At 66.0% G+C, this 23,108-nt stretch carries 22 protein-coding genes and 1 pseudogene; 9 read left to right on the plus strand and 14 right to left on the minus strand.

Going from position 1 to position 23,108, the window contains the following annotated elements; all coding sequences use genetic code 11:
- Positions 1 to 100: 100 nt before the first annotated feature.
- Complete coding sequence (locus ACE026_RS01875; RefSeq protein ID WP_486037456.1) at positions 101 to 2,479, minus strand: autotransporter family protein; 2,379 nt, start codon at positions 2,477 to 2,479, stop codon at positions 101 to 103.
- A gap of 331 nt (positions 2,480 to 2,810) precedes the next feature.
- Between ACE026_RS01875 and ACE026_RS01880 the strand changes: the two genes are divergently transcribed.
- The 3 genes from ACE026_RS01880 to ACE026_RS01890 all read left to right on the plus strand — a co-directional run bounded on the left by ACE026_RS01880 (position 2,811) and on the right by ACE026_RS01890 (position 6,167).
- On the plus strand, positions 2,811 to 5,105 hold the full coding sequence (locus tag ACE026_RS01880; protein ID WP_486037458.1) for a GH92 family glycosyl hydrolase: 2,295 nt from the start codon (positions 2,811 to 2,813) through the stop codon (positions 5,103 to 5,105).
- Positions 5,106 to 5,198: 93 nt separating this feature from the next.
- Positions 5,199 to 5,540 (plus strand): type II toxin-antitoxin system prevent-host-death family antitoxin, encoded by a 342-nt coding sequence (locus ACE026_RS01885; RefSeq protein ID WP_486037460.1) that lies wholly within the window; start codon positions 5,199 to 5,201, stop codon positions 5,538 to 5,540.
- A gap of 3 nt (positions 5,541 to 5,543) precedes the next feature.
- Positions 5,544 to 6,167: an ATPase gene (locus ACE026_RS01890; protein ID WP_486037462.1), complete on the plus strand. Its 624-nt coding sequence runs from the start codon at positions 5,544 to 5,546 to the stop codon at positions 6,165 to 6,167.
- Between the two features lie 32 nt (positions 6,168 to 6,199).
- Here ACE026_RS01890 and ACE026_RS01895 read toward each other — a convergent pair whose 3' ends face one another.
- The 3 genes from ACE026_RS01895 to ACE026_RS01905 all read right to left on the minus strand — a co-directional run bounded on the left by ACE026_RS01895 (position 6,200) and on the right by ACE026_RS01905 (position 8,566).
- Complete coding sequence (locus ACE026_RS01895; RefSeq protein WP_486037464.1) at positions 6,200 to 7,279, minus strand: catalase family protein; 1,080 nt, start codon at positions 7,277 to 7,279, stop codon at positions 6,200 to 6,202.
- Between the two features lie 91 nt (positions 7,280 to 7,370).
- Positions 7,371 to 7,949, minus strand: a complete 579-nt coding sequence (locus ACE026_RS01900) for a M23 family metallopeptidase (protein ID WP_486037466.1) — start codon at positions 7,947 to 7,949, stop codon at positions 7,371 to 7,373.
- Positions 7,946 to 8,566, minus strand: coding sequence for a DNA-3-methyladenine glycosylase (locus ACE026_RS01905; RefSeq protein WP_486037468.1), 621 nt, complete (start codon positions 8,564 to 8,566; stop codon positions 7,946 to 7,948). The genes ACE026_RS01900 and ACE026_RS01905 overlap by 4 nt, the downstream gene beginning before the upstream one ends.
- Positions 8,567 to 8,745: 179 nt before the next feature.
- On the opposite strand from ACE026_RS01905, the pseudogene xth reads away from it, so the two are divergent.
- Positions 8,746 to 9,537: pseudogene (xth, locus tag ACE026_RS01910) on the plus strand (exodeoxyribonuclease III); the annotation flags it as partial.
- Between the two features lie 87 nt (positions 9,538 to 9,624).
- The gene (locus ACE026_RS01915; protein WP_486037470.1) at positions 9,625 to 10,422 is read left to right on the plus strand and encodes an AraC family transcriptional regulator; all 798 of its coding nucleotides are present in this window, start codon (positions 9,625 to 9,627) and stop codon (positions 10,420 to 10,422) included.
- Between the two features lie 121 nt (positions 10,423 to 10,543).
- Here the strand turns inward: ACE026_RS01915 and ACE026_RS01920 are convergent, their stop codons facing one another.
- Together ACE026_RS01920 and ACE026_RS01925 are read right to left on the minus strand one after the other, a co-directional pair.
- Complete coding sequence (locus ACE026_RS01920; protein ID WP_486037472.1) at positions 10,544 to 11,002, minus strand: hypothetical protein; 459 nt, start codon at positions 11,000 to 11,002, stop codon at positions 10,544 to 10,546.
- A 269-nt stretch (positions 11,003 to 11,271) separates the two neighbouring features.
- Positions 11,272 to 12,495 (minus strand): MFS transporter, encoded by a 1,224-nt coding sequence (locus tag ACE026_RS01925; RefSeq protein ID WP_486037474.1) that lies wholly within the window; start codon positions 12,493 to 12,495, stop codon positions 11,272 to 11,274.
- A gap of 243 nt (positions 12,496 to 12,738) precedes the next feature.
- Between ACE026_RS01925 and ACE026_RS01930 the strand changes: the two genes are divergently transcribed.
- Positions 12,739 to 14,181, plus strand: coding sequence for a serine hydrolase domain-containing protein (locus ACE026_RS01930; RefSeq protein WP_486037683.1), 1,443 nt, complete (start codon positions 12,739 to 12,741; stop codon positions 14,179 to 14,181).
- Here the strand turns inward: ACE026_RS01930 and ACE026_RS01935 are convergent.
- The 5 genes from ACE026_RS01935 to ACE026_RS01955 all read right to left on the minus strand — a co-directional run bounded on the left by ACE026_RS01935 (position 14,120) and on the right by ACE026_RS01955 (position 18,669).
- Positions 14,120 to 14,872: a sulfite exporter TauE/SafE family protein gene (locus ACE026_RS01935; protein WP_486037476.1), complete on the minus strand. Its 753-nt coding sequence runs from the start codon at positions 14,870 to 14,872 to the stop codon at positions 14,120 to 14,122. The two genes, ACE026_RS01930 and ACE026_RS01935, sit on opposite strands and share 62 nt — an antisense overlap.
- Before the next feature lie 9 nt (positions 14,873 to 14,881).
- Positions 14,882 to 15,829 carry a prolyl aminopeptidase gene (gene pip, locus ACE026_RS01940; protein ID WP_486037478.1) on the minus strand — a complete coding sequence of 316 codons (948 nt, stop codon included), beginning with the start codon at positions 15,827 to 15,829 and terminating at the stop codon, positions 14,882 to 14,884.
- 69 nt (positions 15,830 to 15,898) lie between these two features.
- Positions 15,899 to 16,165 carry a hypothetical protein gene (locus ACE026_RS01945; RefSeq protein ID WP_282260025.1) on the minus strand — a complete coding sequence of 89 codons (267 nt, stop codon included), beginning with the start codon at positions 16,163 to 16,165 and terminating at the stop codon, positions 15,899 to 15,901.
- A complete protein-coding gene (locus ACE026_RS01950) occupies positions 16,162 to 17,508 on the minus strand; it encodes a TFIIB-type zinc ribbon-containing protein (RefSeq protein WP_486037480.1) in 1,347 nt (448 codons plus the stop codon). The genes ACE026_RS01945 and ACE026_RS01950 overlap by 4 nt, the downstream gene beginning before the upstream one ends.
- 21 nt (positions 17,509 to 17,529) lie before the next feature.
- Positions 17,530 to 18,669: an SPFH domain-containing protein gene (locus ACE026_RS01955; RefSeq protein WP_486037482.1), complete on the minus strand. Its 1,140-nt coding sequence runs from the start codon at positions 18,667 to 18,669 to the stop codon at positions 17,530 to 17,532.
- 196 nt (positions 18,670 to 18,865) lie between these two features.
- Here ACE026_RS01955 and ACE026_RS01960 point away from each other — a divergent pair, with 196 nt between their 5' ends.
- Together ACE026_RS01960 and ACE026_RS01965 are read left to right on the plus strand one after the other, a co-directional pair.
- Positions 18,866 to 19,492 carry a sigma-70 family RNA polymerase sigma factor gene (locus tag ACE026_RS01960; RefSeq protein WP_486037484.1) on the plus strand — a complete coding sequence of 209 codons (627 nt, stop codon included), beginning with the start codon at positions 18,866 to 18,868 and terminating at the stop codon, positions 19,490 to 19,492.
- Entirely contained in the window at positions 19,489 to 20,163 is a 675-nt protein-coding gene (locus ACE026_RS01965) for a ChrR family anti-sigma-E factor (protein ID WP_486037486.1), read from the plus strand. The genes ACE026_RS01960 and ACE026_RS01965 overlap by 4 nt, the downstream gene beginning before the upstream one ends.
- Before the next feature lie 28 nt (positions 20,164 to 20,191).
- On the opposite strand, the gene ACE026_RS01970 is transcribed toward ACE026_RS01965, so the two are convergent.
- The 3 genes from ACE026_RS01970 to ACE026_RS01980 all read right to left on the minus strand — a co-directional run bounded on the left by ACE026_RS01970 (position 20,192) and on the right by ACE026_RS01980 (position 22,348).
- Entirely contained in the window at positions 20,192 to 21,778 is a 1,587-nt protein-coding gene (locus tag ACE026_RS01970; protein WP_486037488.1) for an SDR family NAD(P)-dependent oxidoreductase, read from the minus strand.
- Between the two features lie 129 nt (positions 21,779 to 21,907).
- Complete coding sequence (locus ACE026_RS01975; RefSeq protein ID WP_486037490.1) at positions 21,908 to 22,099, minus strand: hypothetical protein; 192 nt, start codon at positions 22,097 to 22,099, stop codon at positions 21,908 to 21,910.
- A 6-nt stretch (positions 22,100 to 22,105) separates the two neighbouring features.
- Positions 22,106 to 22,348: a hypothetical protein gene (locus ACE026_RS01980; protein WP_486037492.1), complete on the minus strand. Its 243-nt coding sequence runs from the start codon at positions 22,346 to 22,348 to the stop codon at positions 22,106 to 22,108.
- Positions 22,349 to 22,453: 105 nt separating this feature from the next.
- Here ACE026_RS01980 and ACE026_RS01985 point away from each other — a divergent pair, with 105 nt between their 5' ends.
- Positions 22,454 to 23,074 (plus strand): sugar dehydrogenase complex small subunit, encoded by a 621-nt coding sequence (locus tag ACE026_RS01985; RefSeq protein WP_486037493.1) that lies wholly within the window; start codon positions 22,454 to 22,456, stop codon positions 23,072 to 23,074.
- Positions 23,075 to 23,108 lie beyond the last annotated feature (34 nt).

Consider the following 23,108-nt stretch of genomic DNA (forward strand, 5'->3'; position numbering starts at 1 on the left):
GCGGCCGGCACCTGCTGACGGCAGCTTGAAAGAAAGAAGCCGCCCGAGGGCGGCTTCTTCATGCGTCATCGAAAATGCTCAAGCGTCGCGAGGCTGCTTGTTACCAGCTATAGCTCAGCCCCAGCTGTGCACTCGTCTGGTGATAGCCCGACGCACGCTGCAACGACAGCCCGCCCCAAGCACCGATGCCATTGGCGAACTTCACCGAGGCACCGCCGCTGAACTCACCACGGCTGCGCGGGATGCGCGCATCCACACGTTCATCGTCCATGCTGACCTGCGATTCTGCGCGGGTGTGCAGCCAATGGGCCGCCAGATACGGCTGTACCTGTGCCGCGCCATTGCCCCAGCGGGTGACACCGGACAGGCGCAGGCCGACGCGGCCGAACAGCCCATCGGCATCCTCGGTGGTCACCACCGTGCCATTGCTTTCGACGTGGCGCACGTCATCCCAGCGGTTGTAGCCGACCTGCAGTTGCGGCTCCAGGAACACGCTGGCATTGGCAGCGCCACCCACACGGAAGGCGTAGCCGGTTTCCACGGCACCCTGCCAGGCGCGGCTATCGTAGCGCTCGCCTGCCAGGCCGACACCTTCCACGCGATTGCGGAACTGCGCCCGCTGCACCGAGCCATCCACATAGAAGCCGGCGTACGGATCGACTGCATTGCCGCCCCGCCAGGTGCCATACACGCCCAGCGCCTCACCCTTGACCTTGCCACGGGCGTAGTAGCCGGTGAGCGCATTGGTCGAGGTGCTGCTGGCATTGCCGCTGGACAGCATCACGCCTACGCTGCTGCCACTATCGGCGCGCCACACATCCGCGCCGACGCTCAGCGCCTGGCTGTTGCCGCGGATATCCAGCTGGCGGCTGACCGCGTCGAATCCGGTGCGCGCGCCATCCACGCGGGCCCAGGCGCGGCCACTGTTCTGGCCGGCATGACGGTCGTGATAGCCGATCTGGAACATAGACTGGGCTGCCTGCAGGTTGGCCAGGTATGCACCCGCTTCCGGGCGCAGGACCGGCTGCGGGTCAGGCGTGGGATCTGGCGTCGGGTCCGGCGTAGGATCCGGATCGACCGGCGTGCAACCGGGCAGGGTGGGATCGGCCACGCAGGGGTCCGGCACCACCGGCAGCTCGGAGCGCAGATACCAGTTGCCGTTGTCCGTGCCCTTGAACAGGAAGTACTCGTATTGCCCGCCGACGGCGCGCCCGGCCAGATCGAATTGACCGTTCGATGCGCCAGCGACGCTGATCAGCTCGATGCCCTGGTCTGTCACGGCACCGGCGCCCCCGACATTGTTGACGCGCACGTTGGCCTGGCCGCTGGTGCTGCCACCGATCACGAGCTTGTCGCTGGCCGAATCATCGCCGGCCAGTGCGGTGTTGAACAGGATGGTGCCGCCGTCGCTGCTGAAGTCACCGCCGACCTCCAGCGTGTGGAAGGTGCTGCCGTCGCCCATCGAGATTTCACTGCCACTGCCCAGGGCCAGCGTGCCGACCTGGCTGTCGCCGGTCAGCGCCCATTGCGATTGCGCCAGGCTGAGCGTGCTGATGTTCTGCAGCTGACCTTGGAGGGCAGAGCGGGTCATGTCGATATGGGCGAATGCGCCGGACTCGACGCGGATGTCGCCACGCAGCTGGGAATCGGCCACATGCACGTTGGCCGTCGCCGTATCGCGAACATCCAGCATGACGCCATTGCCGCCGGTCAGCTGGGCACCATTGCGCAGCGTGATATCAGCGTTGGTGTCGATGGGCGTGTCGCCATCCGGAGCATTGGCAACCACGATGGCGCTGTCGTTGCGGCCCAGAACGTGGGAACCATCAATGACGAACGTTGCGCCGGTCTCGATTTCACCGGGGCCGACGAGATAGTCGTTCTCGACGATCAGCAGGCCGTGTTTGTCGCCCGTTACCTGGCTTCCATCGCGGAACGTGGCGTGGCTGCCATACGAGATGTACCCGATACCGCCGTCATAGAAGCCGGCAAGACCGTTGTCCACACCCACCAGTTCGGAGGCGCTCAGGTCAGCGGTCGCGCCGGCCCAGGCGCCGATGCCCATTCCCTTGCCCTGGATGTAGGTGCGCTCGGCCGTCAGTTGGGAGGGCACGTCCGGCGTGCTCGGCATGCGCGCTACGGCCAGTGCCAGGCCTCGGCCTGTATCAGACACGATGCGGCTGTCGTACAGCTCACCGATCGCGCTGCGGATGATCAACCCCGTGTGCCCGGCCGTGTCATACAGGCTGCCGTTGCGGAAGGTCACGCGCGTCCCCTTGTCCGCTTCGACTTTGCCGGTCGCTCCGCCATCACGCACGGTCAGTTCGGCGCCGTTGTACAGGCGCCAGTCTTCCATCGGGGAGGTGGAATCGACGATAGCGATACCGCCATTCTGATTGCCTGCCTTCACGGCAGTAGGCGACAGTGCCAAGGCGACCATCATCGGTAGCAACGCGGTGGTGAAAGTGGGCTTGTTCATGGTGACCTTGGCGATTGAAAGTGGGTTGATCGCGCCAGTTCCATCGGCCAGCGTGAGCAGGCGCACACTCTGGAGGCGATCAAGGTCACGAAATCTAGGTGTCGCGCGGGGCCGTGGCTATGCAACTTGTTGTATTTGCGACACCGCCATGCGGCCCGCAGATGATCCATTCAGGAAGTGCCCCGGTGCTGCTGCCGAGCGAATCCAGCCCGCACCGCAACATGCCAGCCCCACCGGCCAGTGCTAGGATCAACCTCACCTGAATCGATCTAAATTCAACGCCATGACAAAAACGGGGACGGTACGGTGGTTGGGGCTCGCGGTAGGGGCGATGTTGGTGGCCGGCACCGCCACGGGAGCGCCGGCGAAGGTCGGCGAACGCGCGTACGCCGCGGTGGATCCGTTCATCGGGACGGCGGGGGAGGGGCATACCTATCCCGGTGCCACGGTGCCGTTCGGCATGGTGCAGCTCAGTCCGGACACCCGCATCCAGCCGCGTGAGAAGGCGTATGGCTGGGCGGCAGGCTACCGGCATGACGACACCAGCATCGTCGGCTTCTCGCACACGCATTTTTCCGGCAGCGGCCATTCCGATCTGGGCGATGTGCTGCTGATGCCGGTGCGCACCGATGCCAGCCTGGAGCGTGGCGATCCGGACAAGCCCGGCAGCGGCTATACCTCGCGCTTCCGTCACGATGACGAGCGCGCCGAGCCGGGCTACTACGCGGTCACCCTGGATGACCCCAAGGTACGCGCGGAGCTCACCACCAGCACCCGCGTGGGCGTGCACCGCTACACCTATCCGGCCAACCAGCCCGCGCGCGTCCTGCTGGACCTGCGCACCAGCCTCTACGACTACCCGGGCAAGATCATGTGGTCGCGCCTGCGCGCCCGCGAAGACGGCACCATCACCGGCTTCCGCGAGACCCGCGGCTGGGCACCGGGCCGCCAGCTGTATTTCGCGATGCGTTTCTCGCGGCCACTGACCGGTCACGCCTTCCACAACACCGAGACCGACATCGCCTACAAGGGCTTCCCGCCGCCGGGCCACCAGAGCCCGGCGCAGCGTGCACAGATTGAAGGGCGCCAGTTGGTCGGCACCTTCGATTTCGGCGCGCTGGACACACCGCTGGTGGTGACGGTGGCGATCTCGTCGGTCAGCGAGGCCGGGGCGATCGCCAACCTGGAAAGCGAAGTGCCCGGCTTCGATTTCGACCGCGTCCGTGCCGAGGCCAAAGCGCAGTGGACGCAGGCGCTGTCGGTGCTGGATATCGACGGCCCCGAGCATGACCGCCGCAGCGCCTACACCGCGCTGTATCACAGCCTGCTCGGGCCGACCGTCTTCATGGACAGCGATGGCCAGTACCGCGGCTCGGACAACGCCGTGCACCGCGCCGAGGGCTATACCAACTACTCGACGTTCTCGCTGTGGGACACCTACCGCGCCCTGCATCCGCTGCTGACCCTGGTGCAGCCGGAAAAACGCAACAGTGATTTCATCAATTCACTGCTCGCCCACCAGCACAACAGCGCCTACGGGATGCTGCCGGTGTGGGCGTTCCATGGGCAGGAAACGTGGTGCATGATCGGCTACCACGCCGTGCCGGTGATCGCCGATGCCTACCTCAAGGGCATCCGTGGCTTCGATGAGAACAAGGCATTGGCCGCGATGGTGGCCACCGCCAATTACGGCCCGTACGATGGCATCGCGCAGTACCGCGAGCTGGGCTGGGTGCCGATCGATGAGGAGGGCGAGGCGGCCAGCAAGACGCTGGAGTACGCCTTCGACGACTGGACCATCGCGCGCATGGCCAAGGCCATGGGCAACACGAAGGTCGCCGATGAGTTCGAGAAGCGCGCCACCAATTGGCGCAACGCGTACGACAAGGACACCGGTTTCATGCGGGCGCGCAAGCGTGATGGCAGCTTCCGCACGCCGTTCGATCCGAGCGCGAGCGGTTACGGCACGGACTACACCGAAGGCAACGCCTGGCAGTACTCGTGGTATGTGCCGCACGATGTGGCCGGCCTGGCCGCCGCGCACGGGGGCAGCGACGCGCTGCTGGCCCGCCTGGACGAGGTGTTCGAGGCCAAGGTCGACCCCTCGATCTTCGAACACATGGAAGACATCACCGGCCTGATCGGCTGGTACGCGCACGGCAACGAGCCCAGCCACCACGTGGCCTACCTGTATGCCCATGCCGGGCAGCCGTGGCGCACCCAGGCGCGCCTGAAGCAGATCATGGACACCCAGTATGCCGACCGTCCCGATGGCCTGGCCGGCAATGACGACCTGGGCCAGATGTCGGCCTGGTACGTGTTCACCGCGCTGGGCTTCTACCCGGTCGCCCCGGGCAGCGGCGAGTACATCATCGGCCGTCCGTTCCTGCCCAAGGCGGCGCTGCACCTGCCCAACGGCAAGACCTTCACCATCGTCACCGACGGGCTGGGCAAGGGTCACGACTACGTCGGCGCGGTAACCCTCAATGGCCAGCCGCTGCAGCGCACCTTCCTGCGCCACGACGAGATCCTGGCCGGCGGCGAGCTGCGCTTTACCCTGCAGGCCGAGCCGAACAAGGCCTGGCCGGGGCAGGGCGCAGAGCAGCCGTACTCGATGTCCCACTGACGGGCCTGCGGACCCTCCTTCTGGCCAAAATGGGATTTATGTCCAATTTGGCCAGAAGGGGTATAGTGGGCACATCCCGTCCTGGAGCGTGCCATGACCCTGCCACTGGATCTGCCCGGCCTTGAGAAGGCCACTGCCTCCTCGGTGAAAACCCGCGGCTGGCCCAGCCTGATGCGGACCGTCCGCGAGAAGCAGGCGCTGGTGATCACCAACCACAATCACCCCGAAGCGGTGATCGTGGATATCAAGACCTACCAGGAACTGCTGGCCAAGGCGGCTGGCGGCGATGCCGATGAGCGAATGGGAGAGCTGGAACGCCTGCGCGCTGCGTTCGACACCACGCTGGCCAGCCTCTGCCGTGAGGGTGGGCTGGGCAAGGTGCTGGGTCAGCCGATCCGCCGCGGCCGCAAGGTCGCCCTCGGCAGTCCACTCTGACCGATGGGACGGATTCTGGTGCTGGCCGGCGTCAATGGCGCCGGCAAGAGTTCACTGCTGGGCATGTGGCTGGAAGAAGAAGGCCTGACCTGGTTCAACCCGGATACGTTTACCCGCCGCCTGGTCGAGATGGGCTGGGCGCTGGGCGAGGCCAATGCCGCGGCATGGAATGAAGGCGCGCGGCGGCTGCGGCAGGCGATCGACGAAGGCACCGACTTCGCGTTCGAGACCACGCTGGGCGGCAACACCATCCCGCGTCTGCTGCGCGAGGCCTGCGACCGCCACCACGTGGCAATCTGGTTCTGTGGCCTGCAAAGCGTGGAACTGCACATGCAACGCGTCGCCGCACGGGTCAGCCGCGGCGGGCATGACATTCCGGCCGACAAGATCCGCGCCCGCTACGATTCCTCGCGCGAGAACCTGCTGGCCCTGCTGCCGCACCTGGCCGAGCTGCATGTCTACGACAACAGCGCCCCGGCCGATGCCGATGGCGCCGAACCGCTGCCGGTGCTGCAGCTGGACCGCAACGGGCTGCACTATCCGGCCTCGGCGATCGAGCTGCTGCAGACGCCGGACTGGGCCAAGCCGATCGTGATGCGCGCGATGGAGCTGCACGGTATCCGGTGAGGCACGGCTCGCGGCTGCGCCTTGAGACGCGCTCAGCCCACCGGCTCGTGGATGGGGCAGCCGTTGAACCGCGAACGGAACTGACGCGAGGCGGCCATCACCACGCGGCGCGCACGATTCAAGCCGCCGAGCGGACGATGTTCGGCCAGTGCGTGCCACGGCGCGAACGCCAGTGCATCCTCGACGCCGGGCGAGGTATCGGGTTGCCACGCCTGCTGCTGCGCCACGCTCAGGCGTGCGACCGGCAGGAACGGGCTGTCCGCCTCGGGCCAGGCAACCGACGCATCTTCGATCGGCATGCGCTCCACATCGCGGCACAACTGCACCCGCAGCTCCCATTCGACCGGATTGGGCAGGTCGGTGAAGAAGGCCACCACCGCGTCGCGCTGCGCATCTTCGTCCGAGCCGATCTTGTCACCGGTCAGCGCAAGCAGCGCAGGTGAGACCGGGGCGAGGGAAAACTTGGCCATGTACGGGCCATACAGGAACGGCACCTGGCTGAAGAACGTCTCCCCCAGCGGATGATGCTGCGGCTCACCGCCCATGCCCTTCAACGTGGCACTTTGCCCGCCGACGGCTTCAAGCGCCGCCTCGGCACCGCGCAACGTCGCCGAGATCATCCGTTTGGTGCGGGGCATCCGCTCGGTCGTGGCGGCCAGCAGTTTGGCCGCGCGCAGGAAACCAGCCACGCCGGGGGTGTTGAAGGCCGGACCGTTGACCATCAGGAAATCCTGCGTGTGCTGCTCCTCGGCGCCTTCCGCCCGCGGGCCCTGCACGCCGATCACCTTGAGCGCCATCGCGCGTGGGGTGGAAACCGAATCGGGGAGCTGCTCGGCTGGCGGCGAGGACAATCGCACCCGCGCGTCGTAGCTGCCGGGCCGCGCAAACAGGCCGTGGCGCAGCTCCGCCGGCAGTTCGTCCAGTACGCGCAGCCGGCCCTTCAACAAGCCCTGGCCCTTGGCATGCACCGCGCGGTGGGCGTGACCTTCCTGCTCGGCCACCGTCAGCGCCATGCGCGCGAACACCTCGGTCAGCTCACGGATGTGCGTGGCTTCGTCTGCGTCGGCGTGTTCGAGCGAGGCGTGGTAGAGAACGGGTGGGCGCAGGGCCATGGAGGCTCCGAAGGGGACAGGGTGTTTTCGACGCTAGGCGCGTCGGTGTTAGTCCGGCGCGCTTTGTTGTGAAGGGGCTCTGCACGCGTGCTCAGGGGTCGTCCGGCCACGCTTTCAGCAAGGGCAGTGGATCGTAGGCACCGTCGGTTCCATAGATGCCCCAGTGCAGATGTGGCGGGGTCCCCTTGGCATTGCCGGTGTCACCGACATAGCCCAGCACGTCGCCCTGCTCGATGATGTCGCCACGCGCCAGGCCTTCGCGCCAGTCATCCAGATGGGCGTAGTAATAGCGTTCGCGCGCCGGCCCCATCACCCAGACCTGACGCCCGCCCAGGCCGCTTTCGCGGATATCGGCAACGATCCCCGGGGTAGCGCTGCGCACCTCGGTGCCCCGCGTGGCGAAGATATCCACGCCGGCATGCGTGCGGTCGCGCCCGCGAGGTGCACCGAACGTATCGGCCACCTGGCGGGCGGCAACGCCGGCCACCGGCACAGGCAGGGCGGTGGGCGCGGGCATCTGCGAGAGGCGCCACAGCGCCCGGGGCGATTCGGCGATGGGGCTGTTCCACACCACCCCGGCCACCACGATGCAGACGACCAGGACGAACACCCGCACCAGCCAGCGTCGTACGCGGCGGGCCGGGGAGGTGGCGGGTGGCGGGGAACTCACGGTGTGCTCCCGGCCGTTTTCTTCGCCGCGGTGCGTCCCGACACATGCAGATGCGCTGGCACATGCCAGCGCCACGGAAACTCGATGGCCTTGCTGATGCCGATCCGGGGCCCGACCACCGGGGCTTCCGGTGGCGGCATCCCATCGGACACGATGCGGATGCCGCGGTCATTACGCACCAGGTCCGCGCCGTCCAGGGCTTTGGTGATACCCATGGCCTGCGACAACCGGCCCGGGCCACTGGCCAGATCGCGCGCGCGCTTGATCGCCGGCCGCGCTTCCTGGATCAACGCCAGTCCCGCCACCGGCTCCAGCGCCCGCAGCAGCACGCCCCAGCCTTGGCCGATCTCGCCACACACCGCGTTCGAGCCCCAGTGCATGCCGTAGCTGAAATACACGTACAGGTGCCCGGCTTCACCGAACATCGTGGCGGTGCGCGCGGTCATCCCGCGATACGAATGCGCCGCCGGGTCCTGGTCACCTGCATACGCTTCCACCTCCACGATGCGCCCCGCGCGACCGTCATCGCGCACCAGCAGCTTGTTCAGCAGCTCGGGCGCCACTTCGGCCGGGTGGCGCTGATAAAAGCGCCGCGGCAGAACCTTCCACGTCTTCATGATCCTCCGCGCAATGGATACCCCTTGCCAGTCCGAAACGAGCGCTTACTGTGACGCGGCGAGGGTCAATGCACGATCAACGCCGTCATCGTCACGCCGCGCTCGCCCGGCATTCGCGGCAGGTTGATTGGCGCAGGTCAATCCTCGAGGCCCGTCTCCGCCGCCACGCAGCACGCACCGTGCCCGCCAGAAAGCGCCTGAAAATCGCGACCTTCAACGTCAACGGCGTGCTGACCCGGCTGCCGCATCTGCTCGCCTGGCTGGCGCGCGAACAACCGGATATCGTCGCACTGCAGGAGCTCAAGGCCACCCAGGAGGCCTTCCCGGAGGCCGCCATCCGCGATGCAGGCTACGGGTGCATCTGGCAGGGACAGCGCTCATGGAATGGCGTCGCGCTGCTGGCGCGCGGCCAGGACCCGATCGAGAGCCGGCGTGGCTTGCCCGGCGATCCGAAAGACGACCAGAGCCGCTATCTGGAAGCCGCCGCGCACGGGGTGATCGTAGGCGGCCTGTACCTGCCCAATGGCAATCCGCAGCCGGGCCCGAAGTTCGACTACAAGCTGACGTGGATGCAGCGGCTCCACAAGCACGCCAAGACGCTGGTCGCATTGCCGCATCCGGTCGCACTGATCGGCGATTTCAACGTCGTGCCGACCGATGCGGACATCTACGATCCCAAATCGTGGCGCAAGGACGCGCTGCTGCAGCCAGAGGTGCGCGCGGCGTATCAGGCGCTGCTCGGGCAGGGCTGGACCGACAGCCTGCGCGCGGTCCACGGTGACGCACAGATCTTCACGTTCTGGGACTACTTCCGCGAGCACTTCGCCCGCGACCGTGGACTGCGGATCGACCATCTGCTGCTCAATCCCGTGCTCGCGCCCGGGCTCAAGGACGCGGGCGTGGACAGGTGGGTGCGCGCCCTGGAAAAGCCCAGCGACCACGCACCGACCTGGATCGACGTGCAGGCGCCGCCGAAGCCTCGCTAGCCGCAATGCCGATATCGAAAACACCCCGGACGGGGTAGAGTCCTCCGGCAGGTCGTTTGCGAGGATATTGCCATGCCATATCGGAAAAGGGACATCGCCCCGGGCGTCGGCGAGGGCAAGCGACTGCCGGCGGGACCGGAGACGCCGGTGTTCTGCCGGGCGCGCGAGTATCCGGCGGGCACGATCATCGCGCTGCACCACCATCCGGACCGCCATCAACTGGTGTATGCCGAAACCGGCGTGCTGGTGGTCCAGGCCGGGGCAGGGCGCTGGGTGGTCCCGAGCACGCGCGCGATCTGGATCCCGGCCGGCATGGGCCACAAGGTCAGCTGCATCGGCGCGGTCGGCATGCGCAGCCTGTATATCCTGCCGCAGGCGATCGCCCAGCCGCCGGCCAGCGCATCGACGGTCTCGGTGACACCGTTGCTGGCCGCCTTGATCCACGCAGCGATGGACGTACCGACGCCCTACCGCGCGCAGTCGCGCGACGGGCGGCTGATGCAGTTGATTCTGGATGAGTTGCAGATGCTGCCGGTACTGCCGCTGCATCTGCCCCAGCCTGCCGATCCACGCCTGCAGGCGATCAGCCGGCAGCTGGAATCCGCGCCGGACGATCCGTCCACCCTGCAGGACTGGGCCCGCCGCCTCGGCGTGGATGTCAAAACCATCCAGCGCCTGTGCGCACGCGAGCTGGGCATGACCTTCGGGCAATGGCGGCAACAGGCGCGCCTGCTGCGTGCCTTGGAAAAGTTGGCGCACGGCGAAAAGGTGATCGACGTGGCGCTCGCGCTGGGCTATGCCAGTCCGAGCGCATTCACTGCGATGTTCAAGAAGCGCTTCGGGCAGCTGCCGAGCCAGTTCTTCCACTGAGGGCAGATCCAGTCTCTCCGAGCCACGCCGAAGCCAGTTGCGCCCGTCGTTCGTTTGGATCTTTGATGATGCCCGGGCCTCGCCTAACGGCCTGACCAGACGTCAATCGAATTTGTTCGCACTAGCGTGAGAGCGCTGGAGTGAGGCGCCTCTTTTGATTTCCCAGCTCCACCACGATGGCGGATATTTGATTCTTATATTGATCCAGGCTGGCACTTTCAATCGATGGAATTCTTGCGTCCCACGGCTTTATAACCAGGCGCTCTGCACCATCAACAATAAAGAATGCCGCCAGATCGCCGTCAAATGTCTCGATACCAATGGGCAGGCATGAGCTTCTAATGTCCTCTTGCAAAAGGCCTGTAAATTGATCGTGCAAATTACGGGCGTTACAACGCACTGGCTTGTACTTGGTCAGGCGAAAGCTCAAGTCTTCAAACGCGCCAACAAGTGCGTTTGTCAAAACTATTTGATCAAAGTCGCCCAGGGCGGTTGAGGCGAATTCAAGTTGGCATCTGGAAAACAGGTGCTTCCTGTCGTCTGAGAGAAATGTGACCAATTTTGCAAATGGGACGCTCACTTTTCCTGACTCCGTAAATGCAGCTCTCATCACGCCAAGTGCCGTGCGCCCCCGGAGCCTTTCTCCAGGACGAGGTGTCAACGATGCCTTGGATCCAGCGCCCCTGAAATTCCCTGATGAGAAATCAGGCGTTTCAGTGTACTCGGGCTCCCTGGTCGAGTGCTGTGTTGCTGCATGGTCTGCGCCACCCGCAACGGCTGCCCGATTTAAAAAAATCGTGGGTCAGGCGCTCCCGCTTGTCGTTGTAGCCACGCTCTGAGGTAGCCGCCTCAGTGCATGTTCGTCTTCGGCAGGAACGCCGTCGCCAGCCCGAGCAGCGGCAGGTACGAGGTGAAGTGGTAGACCCATACGATGCCATGCACGTCGGCCAGGTTGCCCAGCCCGGCTGCACCGATACCGCCGATGCCGAACATCAGGCCGAACATCAGGCCCGACACCATCCCCACACGGCCCGGCACCGCCTCCTGCGCATACACCACCAGCGCAGCGAAGGCCGAGGACATCACCAGCCCGACGGCCACCGCCAGCACTGCAGTGCCCATGAGGTTGGCGTAGGGCAGGGCGAGCGCGAACGGCGCCACGCCCAGGAAGGAAATCCAGATCACCGCCTTGCGACCGATCCGGTCACCGACCGGGCCACCAATGAAGGTGCCCAGCGCGACCGAGGCCAGGAAGATGAAGAGGTACATCTGGCTCTGCTGCACGCTCAGGCCGAAGCGTTCGATCAGGTAGAAGGTGAAGTAGTTGGTGAACGAGGCGATGTACACGAACTTGGCGAACATCAGCACCGCGATCACCGCGATGGCCTGGATCACCTTGCCACGGCTCAGCCCGACACCATGGCTCTTGGCGAGGCTCTTCATCTTGGCCTGGCCATGCTGCACGGTCCAACCGGTGAGGCGGAACAGCACGGTGATGGCCAATGCAGCCGCCAGCATGAACCAGGCGATGGCACGCTGCCCATGCGGAATCACGATGACGGCGGCGAGCAGCGGCCCGATCGCCGAGCCGGTGTTACCACCGACCTGGAACGTGGATTGCGCGGTACCGAAGCGGCCGCCCGAGGCCATCCGCGCCACCCGCGAGGCCTCCGGATGGAAGGTGGCCGAACCGATGCCAACGATGGCCGCGGCGATGAGCAGCATTTCGTAACTGGTGGCCATCGCCATCAGCGCGATGCCGACGAACGTGGCGATCATGCCCGACGGCAACAGATACGGCAGCGGCCGCTTGTCGGTGTACATGCCTACCCACGGCTGCAGCAGCGAGGCCGTGACCTGGTACACCAGGCCGATGATGCCGATCTGGCCGAAGGTGAGCGAGAACTCGCTCTTGAACATCGGGTACACCGCCGGCAGCACCGCCTGGATCATGTCATTGAGCAGGTGCGCGAACGCTGCGGCACCGACGATGCGGATCGCAAAGCCCTGGTTGGGGGCGGGGGTGAGCGGCTCGGTGGGAACGACGGGTGGTGCAGCGGTTTCAGTGGTCATGGGGGCACGATCAGGAGCAGGGGACACCCAGGCACCGTGCCTGCGCTGCAGGTGGGCCGCGGGAAACAGGACGCCTAGGGTAGGTCGGCGCTGATGCCCCGTCTCTCGCGAATTGGGCGGTGCTCGTCGCGATCAGGACATTCGCGCCGCCCCCCACGCCATTGCATAATCGACCGACCGCCGGAGGGCGGGCTATTCCATTGCAGGAGGCAGGACAGGATGTTGCCGATCAGAACACTGGTGATGGCGCTGCTGCTTTTCAGTGCCACCACCTGGGCGAAAGCACCTGCCGAACCGGTGCACGCCGAGCAGATCTTCACCCGCTGGCTGGCCGCCTACAACGACAGCAATGGCGAGGCGCTGCAGGCCGTGCTGTCGACCTACGGGATCGACCACACCGCGCAGCGGTATCTGGATATCCGCGAGACCTTCGGCTCGTTCGAGGTGCTGACCAGAACCGTGCAGACACCCGATACCGTCGCGGCCATCGTGCGCGGAACATCCAGTGATCGCGGGGTGCTGATCACCGTGGCCATCGATCCGGCCAACAGACCGCGGCTCAAGACCTTGCAGCTGGAAGGCGTGGAGATACCCGACGCGTTCAAGCCCGCGCGGCTTGAGATGCCCGTGCTCATCGCGCAGAGCCGTGCCCGTATGGATGCGCTGGCAGCACAGGACAAGCTCTCAGGCACCTTCCTGCTGGCGCAGGACGGCAAGGTGCTGATGACGTGGCAGGGTGGGCTGGCTGACCGTGACCAACGTATTCCGGTCGATAGCACCATGACGTTCAGGCTCGCCTCGTTGAACAAGATGTTCACCGCGGTGGCGATCCTGCAGTTGGCCGAGGCAGGCAAGCTGACACTGGACGATACGATCGCCCGCCACCTGAGGGACTATCCCAATCAGGCGGTCGCAACATCCATCACGATCCGCCAGCTGCTCAACCACACCAGCGGCCTGGGGGAAATTTTCGACGAGGCGTTTGAAAGCCGGAAGGCATCGCTCAAAACGCTGGCCGACTATTGGCCCGTGTATGGCGCTGCGGCACCGGCCTTCAAACCCGGCACCCAGGACCAGTATTCCAACTATGGTTACATCCTGCTCGGCTCGATCATCGAGGCGGCGTCGGGTCAGTCGTACGACGCCTACGTGGAACAGCACATCTTTGCGCCGGCGGGCATGACCTCCACGGGGGCGGCGCCCGAGGCGACCCTGGTGCCAGGCCGCGCGGTTCCCTACACACTGAGCGACGGCCAATGGGTGCGCGAGACCAACACCCTGCCGTTGCGCGGTACATCGGCGGGCGGCGGTTACAGCACCGCCCAGGATCTGCTCCGGTTCACCGAGGCGTTGCGCAGTGGCCGGCTGATCCCGGCCGCGGGCTTGGACGCGGCCACCTCGCCGCAGAACACCAAGGGGTGGTACGGCTACGGCTTCATGGTCAGCGGCGAGGGCGAGCGACGCCAGTATGGCCACGAGGGTGGGGCGCCCGGTGCGAATGCCGCGCTCATCGTGCTGCCGAGCAACGGCTACGTGGTGATCGGGCTGAGCAATGTCGATCCCGATGCGATGGAGAACGTGGTCAACTTCGTCGGCAATCGCCTGCCGCTGTCGCAGGCTCGCCTCAGCGCCAGCCCAGCAGCGCCGGCAACGACGAGGCCAGCAACGCGATCCCGGACACGGTAAGCAGGCTGAGCACGATCTGCCGGAACCGCAGGTCGCTGATGCCGATGTAGAGGCGGGTGCCGAGCAGGGTCGGGATCAACATGGCGGGCGCGACGATGGCGAACATCGGCAGCATCTCGCGGGTGACGATGCCGGTGCCGACATAGGTGCCCATGGTCACCAGCAGCATCGACAGGTTGAAGTTCTGGACCACGGAGCGCTGCACGTCGCGTTCGTAACCGCGCAGCGTGCACCACAGCGTCGGCAGGGTGCCGGTGAAGCCGCCCAGTCCGCCCATGATGCCGCCGGCAAATCCCACCACACCATCGGCCGCGCGCCCGCCCGCCGTGACCCGCGGCAGTTGGCGGGACAGCAGCATGGCTGGGCACCACAGCACCAGCAGCGTCCCCAGGATGGCCTTGAGCCAGTTCATGTCGAGCATGGGCAGCAGGTAGACGCCCAACGGAATACCGGCCAGCCCACCCAGAACAAAGGGCAGCAGGGTCTTCAGATTGAAGCCGCGGCGCACGGTGAAGGCCGCCAGCACCTGACCGGTCAGGGCGCCGAACACCGAGAGGGTGGCCGCGAGCTTGGGATCCAGCACCCAGGCCCAGAAGGACAAGGCCACCAGCCCGAAGGCGAAGCCCGACAGCCCCTGCACGAAGCCCGCCACGATGGCGCCCAGCGCCACCATCAGGTAGATCGAATCCACGATGACTCCTTACTGGCGCTCTGCGAACGCATCCGTTGCGCGCACCAAGGCATCGGCGGTCGCCGGTTCCGTTGCGCTGTGACCGGACACCACCATCTGCAGCGAGGCCTCGGGCCAGGCACAGGCCAGGTCCCAAGCACTGCGCGCCGGACAGATGATGTCGTAGCGACCCTGCACGATCACGCCGGGCAAATGCCGGATGCGGCCGATATCGCGCAGCAGCTGCGCATGATCGAGGAAGGCATGGTTGCGGAAGTAGTGCGCTTCGATGCGCGCCTTGGCCAGGATGTGCAGCGGATCGTCACCGGACACCGCATCGACGTCGTGTTCCAGCGTGGCAGCGTGATCTTCCCATCCCAGCCAGGCCTGCGCGGCGGCGATGCGGGTCGCCTGGTCCGGGCTATCCAGGCGGCGCCAGTACGCGGCGATCATGTCGCCGCGCTCGTCTTCAGGGATATGCGCCTCGTAACGCGCCCAGCGCTCCGGGAACACCCAGCGTGCACCGCCATCGGCTTCGGCGAACCAGCGGTTCTCTTCGGCACGGCCGAGATAGACCCCGCGAAGGATGAGGCCGGTTGCACGTTCCGGATGCGCCTGGGCGTAGGCGAGTGCCAGCGTGGAGCCCCAGGAACCGCCGAACACCAGCCAGCGCTCGATGCCGAGCCGGGTGCGGACGATCTCCACGTCGGCGACCAGGTGCTGCGTCGTGTTGTCACGCAGCTCACCGAACGGCGTGGAGCGGCCGCTGCCGCGCTGGTCGATCAGGACGATGCGATAACGTGACGGATCGAAGAAGCGCCGGTGGGTCGGCGATACGCCTGCGCCCGGCCCACCATGCAGGAACACCACCGGAATGCCGTCAGGATTGCCGCACTCCTCGACGAACAAGGTGTGCAGGTCATCGACCGCCACCTGATGGGTGAGGAAGGGCGTGATCGCTGGATAAAGCGTGCGCATGGTGGCGTCCTGCGGAAAACTGACGCCACATGATACCGCCCGGGTTCGTCCAGACGCGCCCGTGACGCGTCACAAAGGTGGAGGGCTGTCCCTGTCGCGCTGCACCCGCGTTCGATACGCCGCCACGTTGTCACCACGGATGCGTCGCTCCTGCGTGCCGATCACCGTATCGACCTTGCGGTCCGCGCCGGTCACCGGCTTGGCCTCGATCGCGGTATCACGCTCGAACGCATGCGATTTGTCGGTATTGCGGTAGTACCGGTACAAGGCCCAGTACAACGCCGTTGCACCGGCCGGGCCGGCGGCAAGCAGCCAGAGTCCACTGTCATCACTCATGAGGCAGCTACCAGGAAGAAGAGAACGAGGGCTTCAATGATGGTCCCGGTGGTGAGCGCGGCCAGCAGCAGCTTCCACTGCTGCACGGGCACGCTGCCCATGGTTTCACCGGTGCGGCCGTTCACCGCGATGTAGTGCAGCATGCCGCCATTGCGGCCCGGCTGGTGGTAGGAGTACAGCCACACCGGCAGGTACATCGATACCCAGCGTGTGCCGTGCACATCCACGCGCTCGCGTTCCCAGCGCACGCCACGATCGTAGCGACGTACCGAGCCCTCCACCTGGGCACGGGCGATCGACAGCAGCTGATCTTCCAGCCGTGGGCGCAGCTTTTCCACGTCGAGGTTGCGTTTTTCCGAGGTGAAGCCGGCCAGATAAGAAGCGTTCCACTTCAGGGCGTTCTTGGTATCGAACGGCAGGATCGCGTTGATGATGTTGTTGGTGTTGGTCTGCGTATCGAGGTTGCCACGCTCGGCCGAGGATTCCATGGTGAGATCGTCCACGGTGAAATCGACCTGGCGGTCCACCTGGTAAACGTCGGCGTCGTAATACGTTTTCTTGTTCTTCTCGGTGCCGCGCGTGTACTGCCGGGTCTGGATCTCGCCCTTGCCGGATACGCTGGCGCTGACATTGCTGTCTACCACCATGTAGGGCAGGTAGACGCCGGAGACGTTCTCGGGCGTGAACTGATCCTTGAATGCCTTGAGTGCGAACAGGCGGCGCTTGTCCACGAACTGGCGGATCCGCGCGACCGCATCGTCCTTGCTGATATGGAACGGCAGTACCGCATCGGGCACCGCGCCGTTGGAGATCTGCTCGTTGACCCCGAACACATGGCGGCACCAGTGGCAGCGGGCGGTCATGGTGCTTTCGGTGTTGATGGTGACTTCGGCACCGCAACCGGTGCACTTGAAGCTCATCAGGCTGGCGGTATCGGCCTCGATGTCGCGTGCACCGGACGCGATGACCGTGCCACGCAGCTCGCCGATGCCTTCACCAAAGCCGAAGGCCTCCTCAACGCGCTCGCCGTGCCATTCGTGCCGGCAGAACTGGCAGGCCAGCACATCGGTGCCCAGCTTGAGCCGGATATCGCTGGAGCCACACTTCGGGCAGCGGTTGAGGCCGTCCTTGAGTTCGGCCGCGGCGGTGTCCAGCGCGACCGGATCGGGGGCCTGCACCTCATCGCGGATGGCCTGGGGCAGGGTGGCCGGATCCACCGGGAAACTGCCCGGCAACGGCGGCACATCCCGGGGCGAGCCCGGGCCGGTGACCGGCGCCGCCGGAGAGGGCGGCAACGGTGGCGGAACCGCCGGGATCGGTGGTGGAATCTTGGGGTCGGACATGGTGTCGATGCGCTCGGTGTCTTACAGCCCCAGCGCCTTGGCCTTGAGCTTGTCGTAGTCGTCCTGGGTAATCAGGCCGAGGTCGAGCATCTCCTTGGCCTTCTTCAGCTTGGCGACCGGATCATCCGCCGCCGGAGCAACCGGCTGCTGCATGCCGCCGACCCCGAGCATGCCCGAGGCCATGCCCACGCCGACCAGGCCGGCAGCACCGCCGTTCTCGCCGGCCGACTGGATGCCCTGGGCAACACTGGCCTGCAGGTTGGAATTGCCACGCGAACCGGCCAGCGCATCGGCGCGCTGCACGGTCTTGAGCAGCTCGCGGGTGTTGGCGTCGTACTCGATCGAGACAATGGCGGTCTTGACGATGGCCAGGCCACGGTCGGACTTCCACTGGTAACCCTGCTCGACGGCAGCGGACAGGCTCTGCGCAAAGCCGAGCGAATCCTGCTGCAGCTTGGTGATGCGGTTACCCTTGGCCGGATCGTTCGTATACAGGCTGAAGGCCGGCGCGAGCGAGCCCACCACTTCATTGAACAGCTGGCTGGCGGCGGCGTTGTCCAGATCGGTGAAGTCGAACACCTGGCCGGGCTGGAGGTAGCTGGCCGGCACGAAATTCTTCACGAACAGGATCGGATCGACGATCTTCAGCGTGTACGAGCCGCGCGTGACCGCGCCGACCTGCGTGCCGAGGAAGCCATCGTCCCAGTAGATTTCGGACTGCGTACCGAAGCGGTTGTCGGGCAGTTCCTTCAGTGAGACGAAGAACGCCGCCTGCTGCGACCCCGGCTGGCCACCGAACTTGAAGCGCTCCCAGCTCTGCTTGATCAGCGGGCTGACGAAACCGTCGCCGGCGAAGATCGACTGCGAGTTCAGATCATCCGAGCGCCATTCATAGCCACCCGGTTCGGCGACGAAGCCGGTGATCGCGCCGTCCTGGAACAGCAGCAGGCCGTACCCTTCGGGCACGACGATCTTTGAGCCGTTGGTGATGATGTTGGAGGAGGCGCTGGTGTTGGAGCCCCGGCCGGCATTGGTGCCCCGCGGCACCGCCGCGAACAGCGCTGCCGTGGAGGGCAGGCCCGTCGGCACGGTGTAGAAATCCTTCCACTGGTCGGCCAGAACACCACCGACTGCCCCTGCCACTGCCTGACGAAGACCCATGACCCACTCCCTGCGATTGGTGGGCGGGCACCGTGCCCGCCATGCTCGCCTGACTATATCAGCAGCCGGTGCACCGACAATGGCGCCTCTGGCCCGGCCGCGGTGCCGGGTCAGGTAGCCGCTGCATCCAAACGGCTCCGCCGCCCGTAGACCGGCCATGAACCCCAACTCGCCGATCGCCCGTAGGTGGCCTACGATGGACGCTGACCTGCCTGCTGCAAGGATGACGCCCTTCGAGGCTGCCCGGATGACTGCCGCACCTGCTCAACACCCGGTGGAGCTGAAAGCCTGGGCTGCGGACGTGGCGGCGATCGCCAGCACGCGTGATCGTGAGTGTTTCATGCGGATCTATGATCACTTCATGCCGCGCCTGTGCCGATATCTCAACGGGCTGGGCGCACCTCACGGCGTGGCCGAGGACCTGGCCCAGGAAGTCCTGCTCAAGCTGTGGAACCGGGCCGACCTCTACGATCCGGAGCGGAGCAGCCTGGGCACCTGGCTGTACCGGGTGGCCCGCAACCTCCATATCGATCGCGTGCGGCGCGAGCACATCTGGGTGCATGCCCACGAGGTGGTCGAGCAGGCGGCGGAAGAGGAGGACGGTGGCGGCTCCCTGGCCGAGCTGCACACCGAGCATGTCCGGCTCAAGCAACGGCTGGATGAACTCTCCGCCACCCAGGCACGGTTGATCCGGATGTCCTATTTCGAAGCAAAGACCCATGCCGAGATCGCCAACGAGCTGAACATGCCGCTGGGTACGGTCAAATCACACATCCGGCGGGCCTTCCTGCAGCTGCAGGCGTTGATGGGAGAGCAGCGATGAATCCTCGCCACCATCTGGATCCGACCACCGTCCTGGGCTTTGCCACCGGGACCTTGGCCGCGGAAATGTCCGTGGTCGCCGCCGCGCACCTGGAAGCCTGCGCGCACTGCCGGCAGCAGCTGCGTTCGGCCGAACGGGTGGGCGGGCTGCTGCTGGAACAGCAGTTGTCGCCGCCTTCCGCGGAGGATCGCCAGGCGGCACTGCGCGAGGCGATGCTTGGCAGGCTTGATGCGCCGGCACTTCCTCAGGTGGCGCGGGAGGGTGCGCAACCGGGCCACGCGCGGGCGCACGATCCGGATCAACTGCCGGCCGCGCTGGCCCCGCATTTCGGGACGTCCTACCGCTCGCTGAAATGGCGCTGGATGGCGCCGGGTGTCCACTGCATCCGTGCACCGGCGCACCCGTCGTTGATCATGCTCAAGATCGCCCCCGGCAAATGCCTGCCCATGCACAGCCATGGCAACAGCGAGCTGACCCAGATTCTCCGCGGCGCCTATGACGATTCACTGGGACATTTCGCTCCCGGCGATGTGGCCGATCTGGACAGCGACGTCGAGCATCAGCCCGTGACCACCCCCGGTGTGGCGTGCATCTGTGTGTCAGCGCTGGATGCGCCGCTGGTCTTCAGCGGGTGGTTCGCGCGCAAGCTGCAGCAGGTGTTCAAACTCTGACGTCCGCGCCACCGCGTAGGGCCAGCGCTTACCAGTCGGTCGGCGCGTAGTCCTTCAGGAACTGGCCCCAGACGTGTTCGCCGGTATTGAACCCATGGATGATCGGATCGACGATGCGCGCGGCGCCGTCGACGATATCCAGCGGCGGATGGAAGCGTTCTTCCTTTACCTTCTTGGCCGCGATGTCCGCCGGATCCTCGTCGGTCACCCAGCCGGTGTCGACACTGTTCATGTGGATGCCGTCGTTCTGGTAATCGGCGGCCGAAGTGCGCGTCATCATGTTCAACGCGGCCTTGGCCATGTTGGTGTGCGGGTGGCGGGTGGTCTTGAAGTTGCGGTAGAACTGCCCCTCCATCGCCGAGACGTTGACGATGTGCTTGTCGCGCTCCGGCGTGCGCAGCATCAACGGCTTCAGGCGCGCATTGATGATGAACGGCGCGATGGCGTTGACCAGCTGGGTTTCCAGCAGTTCCACGGAGGGCACTTCGGCCATCAGCATGCGCCAGGAGTTGCGGCCGCGCAGATCCACCTGCTGCAGGTCCTGATCCAGCCGGCCATCCGGGAACAGATGCTGCTGGGCGACCAGCTCATCCTCCAGCAGCGGTACCTGCGACAGCTCGGCGGCACGGGTCAGCCCGTTGGCGGCATTGAAATCACGCCCCTGGACCACCGGCAGCGCGGCCGAGGCCGTGGTGCCAAGCAGTTCGGCACTGCGCAGGCCCTCGTAATCGCCGATCAGCTTGCGCAGCGTGTCCGGCACGTCCTGCAGCGGCGCGGTTTCGCCGGCCATCATGTGCGCATAGAACTGCGGCGGGCGGCGCACGGTCTGGCAGGCGTTGTTGATGATGAAATCCAGGCGCGGCCGGGTGGCCAGCAGCTCGTTGCAGAAGGCCTCCACGCTCGGGGTATGGCGCAGGTCCAGGCCGTACACCTGGAGGCGGTGGCCCCACACGCCGAAGTCCGGCTCTTCGGCGTAGCGCGCGGCCGAATCGCGCGGGAAGCGCGTGGTCACGATCAGCTCGGCACCGGCCCGCAGCAGCTTCAGGCCGGCCTGGTAGCCGATCTTGACCCGGCCGCCGGTCAGCAGCGCGACGCGGCCGGTGAGGTCCGCCGTCTCGGTGCGCTTGACGAAGTTCAGCTCGGCGCAGGCCGGGCACATCTGGTCATAGAAGTGGTGCAGCTGGGTGAACTTCTGCTTGCACACGTAGCAGTGGCGCAGTTCCGGGGAATGCACCGGTTCCGGCGTGGCCGCCGCATTCTCGCCGTTGGAGGCGTCATGCAGGCCGGCCGCGTGCGGCGGGAAGTAGTTCGGGGTGCTGAACACCGGTTTGCGGCGCAGGGCGCGGATACCGGTCTGCGCCAGCAGCGCCTCGGACTTGGCCACCTTTTCCTGATGCCGCGCCTTGGCCTGCTGCTTCAGCTTGGCCCGGCGGGCCTTGGGCTCGGGGTGATACACCTTGGCCACCACCTGGTGCAGGCGGACGCGATCAGCCTCGGGCAGCGCATCGAGCACGCTGCGGTCGGCTTCGATGGCCTCCAGCAGGTCCAGCGCGGTGCGCAGGCGGTCGGTCAGGGGCAGGTCGTCGTCGGCAAGGGGCAGGGCGGTGGTATTCAATTCGGATCCGGAAAGCAGCAGGAAAACGGGCATGGGGCGCCGCGCGACGGCCCCTGACGGGGGCATCCGCCAGCAGCCCGGGGCATACGGTGGGCCGCTATTGTCCCTGATCCTGGGATTTGGTGCTGATCAGGCGGTTCTTCGGCCCTGTGTCGTTGCCGCACTGTGCCCGTGACGGGCCGGGGATTCGTGCAGCCCGGTGTGCAGGCCGTTCCGTTTGCCCTGGGACACCAGCTTCATCCCGTCTGGATCGATGGTCAGCGTATAGGTCTCGTCGCCGATCTTGACTTCCCGGCGCAGTGGTTTATCGAGTGGCGTCATGACGTGCTACGGCTTCGGCGGCGAAGTGTGTTTCGGCTCCGCACCCGTCTCGGTGCCATGCCCGGAGTCCTGCGCCTCGGAGGCTGCGGTTCCACTGCCGCCCCCGGGCACGTTGCGGGCCGGCTCACTGCCTGCTGCCGGGGTGGGCTGCTCGATCGCATCGGCGTGTTTGCCCTGAGTGGTGGGCGCGGGCGGGTTGCAGCCGGCCAACGCCAGCGCCGCGAGGGCACTGAACAACACGGTTCGCATGGCGATTCTCCGGAAGTGAGACGAGCCCGCGTTGTAACGCCGATGCCGTGCGCAGTGCGTGAGTCATCACTTATCACTCCGTGATGACAGACAGGGGGAGTAGCCTTGTCGCCGTCGAAGCTTAGCCGTTCCGTGGTCTACGGGCGGGGAGCCGGCGTGTTACGGAGCAGAGTTCACATCATGAGTATTCCCGAGGGATTGGACGAGAATCGGCGGGCGCACGGCCTCACACGAAGAGGCTTCCTGCTTGCGGTCGGTTCGGCTTCCCTGCTCGCGGCCTGCCGTGACAAAGCGCCTGCGGTGGCAGCGCCGGCTGCAACGGCGCCTGCGGCCAAGACCGATACTGCCTTCCTCGAACTCTCTCATGCCCTGACCGGCAAGACCGATCTGGACCCGGCCACGGCCGACCGGATCGAGCAGGCGTTCGCCCATCTTCAGCCCGAACTGCATGCGCAGTTCCCCACCCTGGTCACACTGGCAGGGCAGGTGACCGGCGCGCAGGCGCTGATCGCGGCGGCTGGCGACGCGAAACCCGCCGCGTTGGCCATCATCACCGCCTGGTACACCGGCACCGTGGGCAAGGGCGTGCACGCCGTGACCGTGTCCTACCGCGATGCGCTGATGCAGCGCTGCGTGGATGACGGTCTTTCACCACCTACCTACGTCCAAGGCGGCCCCGCCTGGTGGACCGCTGCGCCGCCGCCCCCGATTCGCGCCCACGCCTGAGCCTGCGCGGTCCTTTCTCCCCTGTTATCGATTT

Source organism: Stenotrophomonas sp. AGC87 (assembly GCF_057333975.1).

Coding starts and splice junctions, on each gene's coding strand:
- ACE026_RS01875 (WP_486037456.1), bottom strand. CDS start 2,479: ATGAACAAGCCCACTTTCACCACCGCGTTGCTACCGATGATGGTCGCC.
- ACE026_RS01880 (WP_486037458.1), top strand. CDS start 2,811: ATGTTGGTGGCCGGCACCGCCACGGGAGCGCCGGCGAAGGTCGGCGAA.
- ACE026_RS01885 (WP_486037460.1), top strand. CDS start 5,199: ATGACCCTGCCACTGGATCTGCCCGGCCTTGAGAAGGCCACTGCCTCC.
- ACE026_RS01890 (WP_486037462.1), top strand. CDS start 5,544: ATGGGACGGATTCTGGTGCTGGCCGGCGTCAATGGCGCCGGCAAGAGT.
- ACE026_RS01895 (WP_486037464.1), bottom strand. CDS start 7,279: ATGGCCCTGCGCCCACCCGTTCTCTACCACGCCTCGCTCGAACACGCC.
- ACE026_RS01905 (WP_486037468.1), bottom strand. CDS start 8,566: ATGAAGACGTGGAAGGTTCTGCCGCGGCGCTTTTATCAGCGCCACCCG.
- ACE026_RS01915 (WP_486037470.1), top strand. CDS start 9,625: ATGCCATATCGGAAAAGGGACATCGCCCCGGGCGTCGGCGAGGGCAAG.
- ACE026_RS01925 (WP_486037474.1), bottom strand. CDS start 12,495: ATGACCACTGAAACCGCTGCACCACCCGTCGTTCCCACCGAGCCGCTC.
- ACE026_RS01930 (WP_486037683.1), top strand. CDS start 12,739: ATGGCGCTGCTGCTTTTCAGTGCCACCACCTGGGCGAAAGCACCTGCC.
- pip (WP_486037478.1), bottom strand. CDS start 15,829: ATGCGCACGCTTTATCCAGCGATCACGCCCTTCCTCACCCATCAGGTG.
- ACE026_RS01945 (WP_282260025.1), bottom strand. CDS start 16,165: ATGAGTGATGACAGTGGACTCTGGCTGCTTGCCGCCGGCCCGGCCGGT.
- ACE026_RS01950 (WP_486037480.1), bottom strand. CDS start 17,508: ATGTCCGACCCCAAGATTCCACCACCGATCCCGGCGGTTCCGCCACCG.
- ACE026_RS01955 (WP_486037482.1), bottom strand. CDS start 18,669: ATGGGTCTTCGTCAGGCAGTGGCAGGGGCAGTCGGTGGTGTTCTGGCC.
- ACE026_RS01960 (WP_486037484.1), top strand. CDS start 18,866: ATGGACGCTGACCTGCCTGCTGCAAGGATGACGCCCTTCGAGGCTGCC.
- ACE026_RS01965 (WP_486037486.1), top strand. CDS start 19,489: ATGAATCCTCGCCACCATCTGGATCCGACCACCGTCCTGGGCTTTGCC.
- ACE026_RS01975 (WP_486037490.1), bottom strand. CDS start 22,099: ATGACGCCACTCGATAAACCACTGCGCCGGGAAGTCAAGATCGGCGAC.
- ACE026_RS01980 (WP_486037492.1), bottom strand. CDS start 22,348: ATGCGAACCGTGTTGTTCAGTGCCCTCGCGGCGCTGGCGTTGGCCGGC.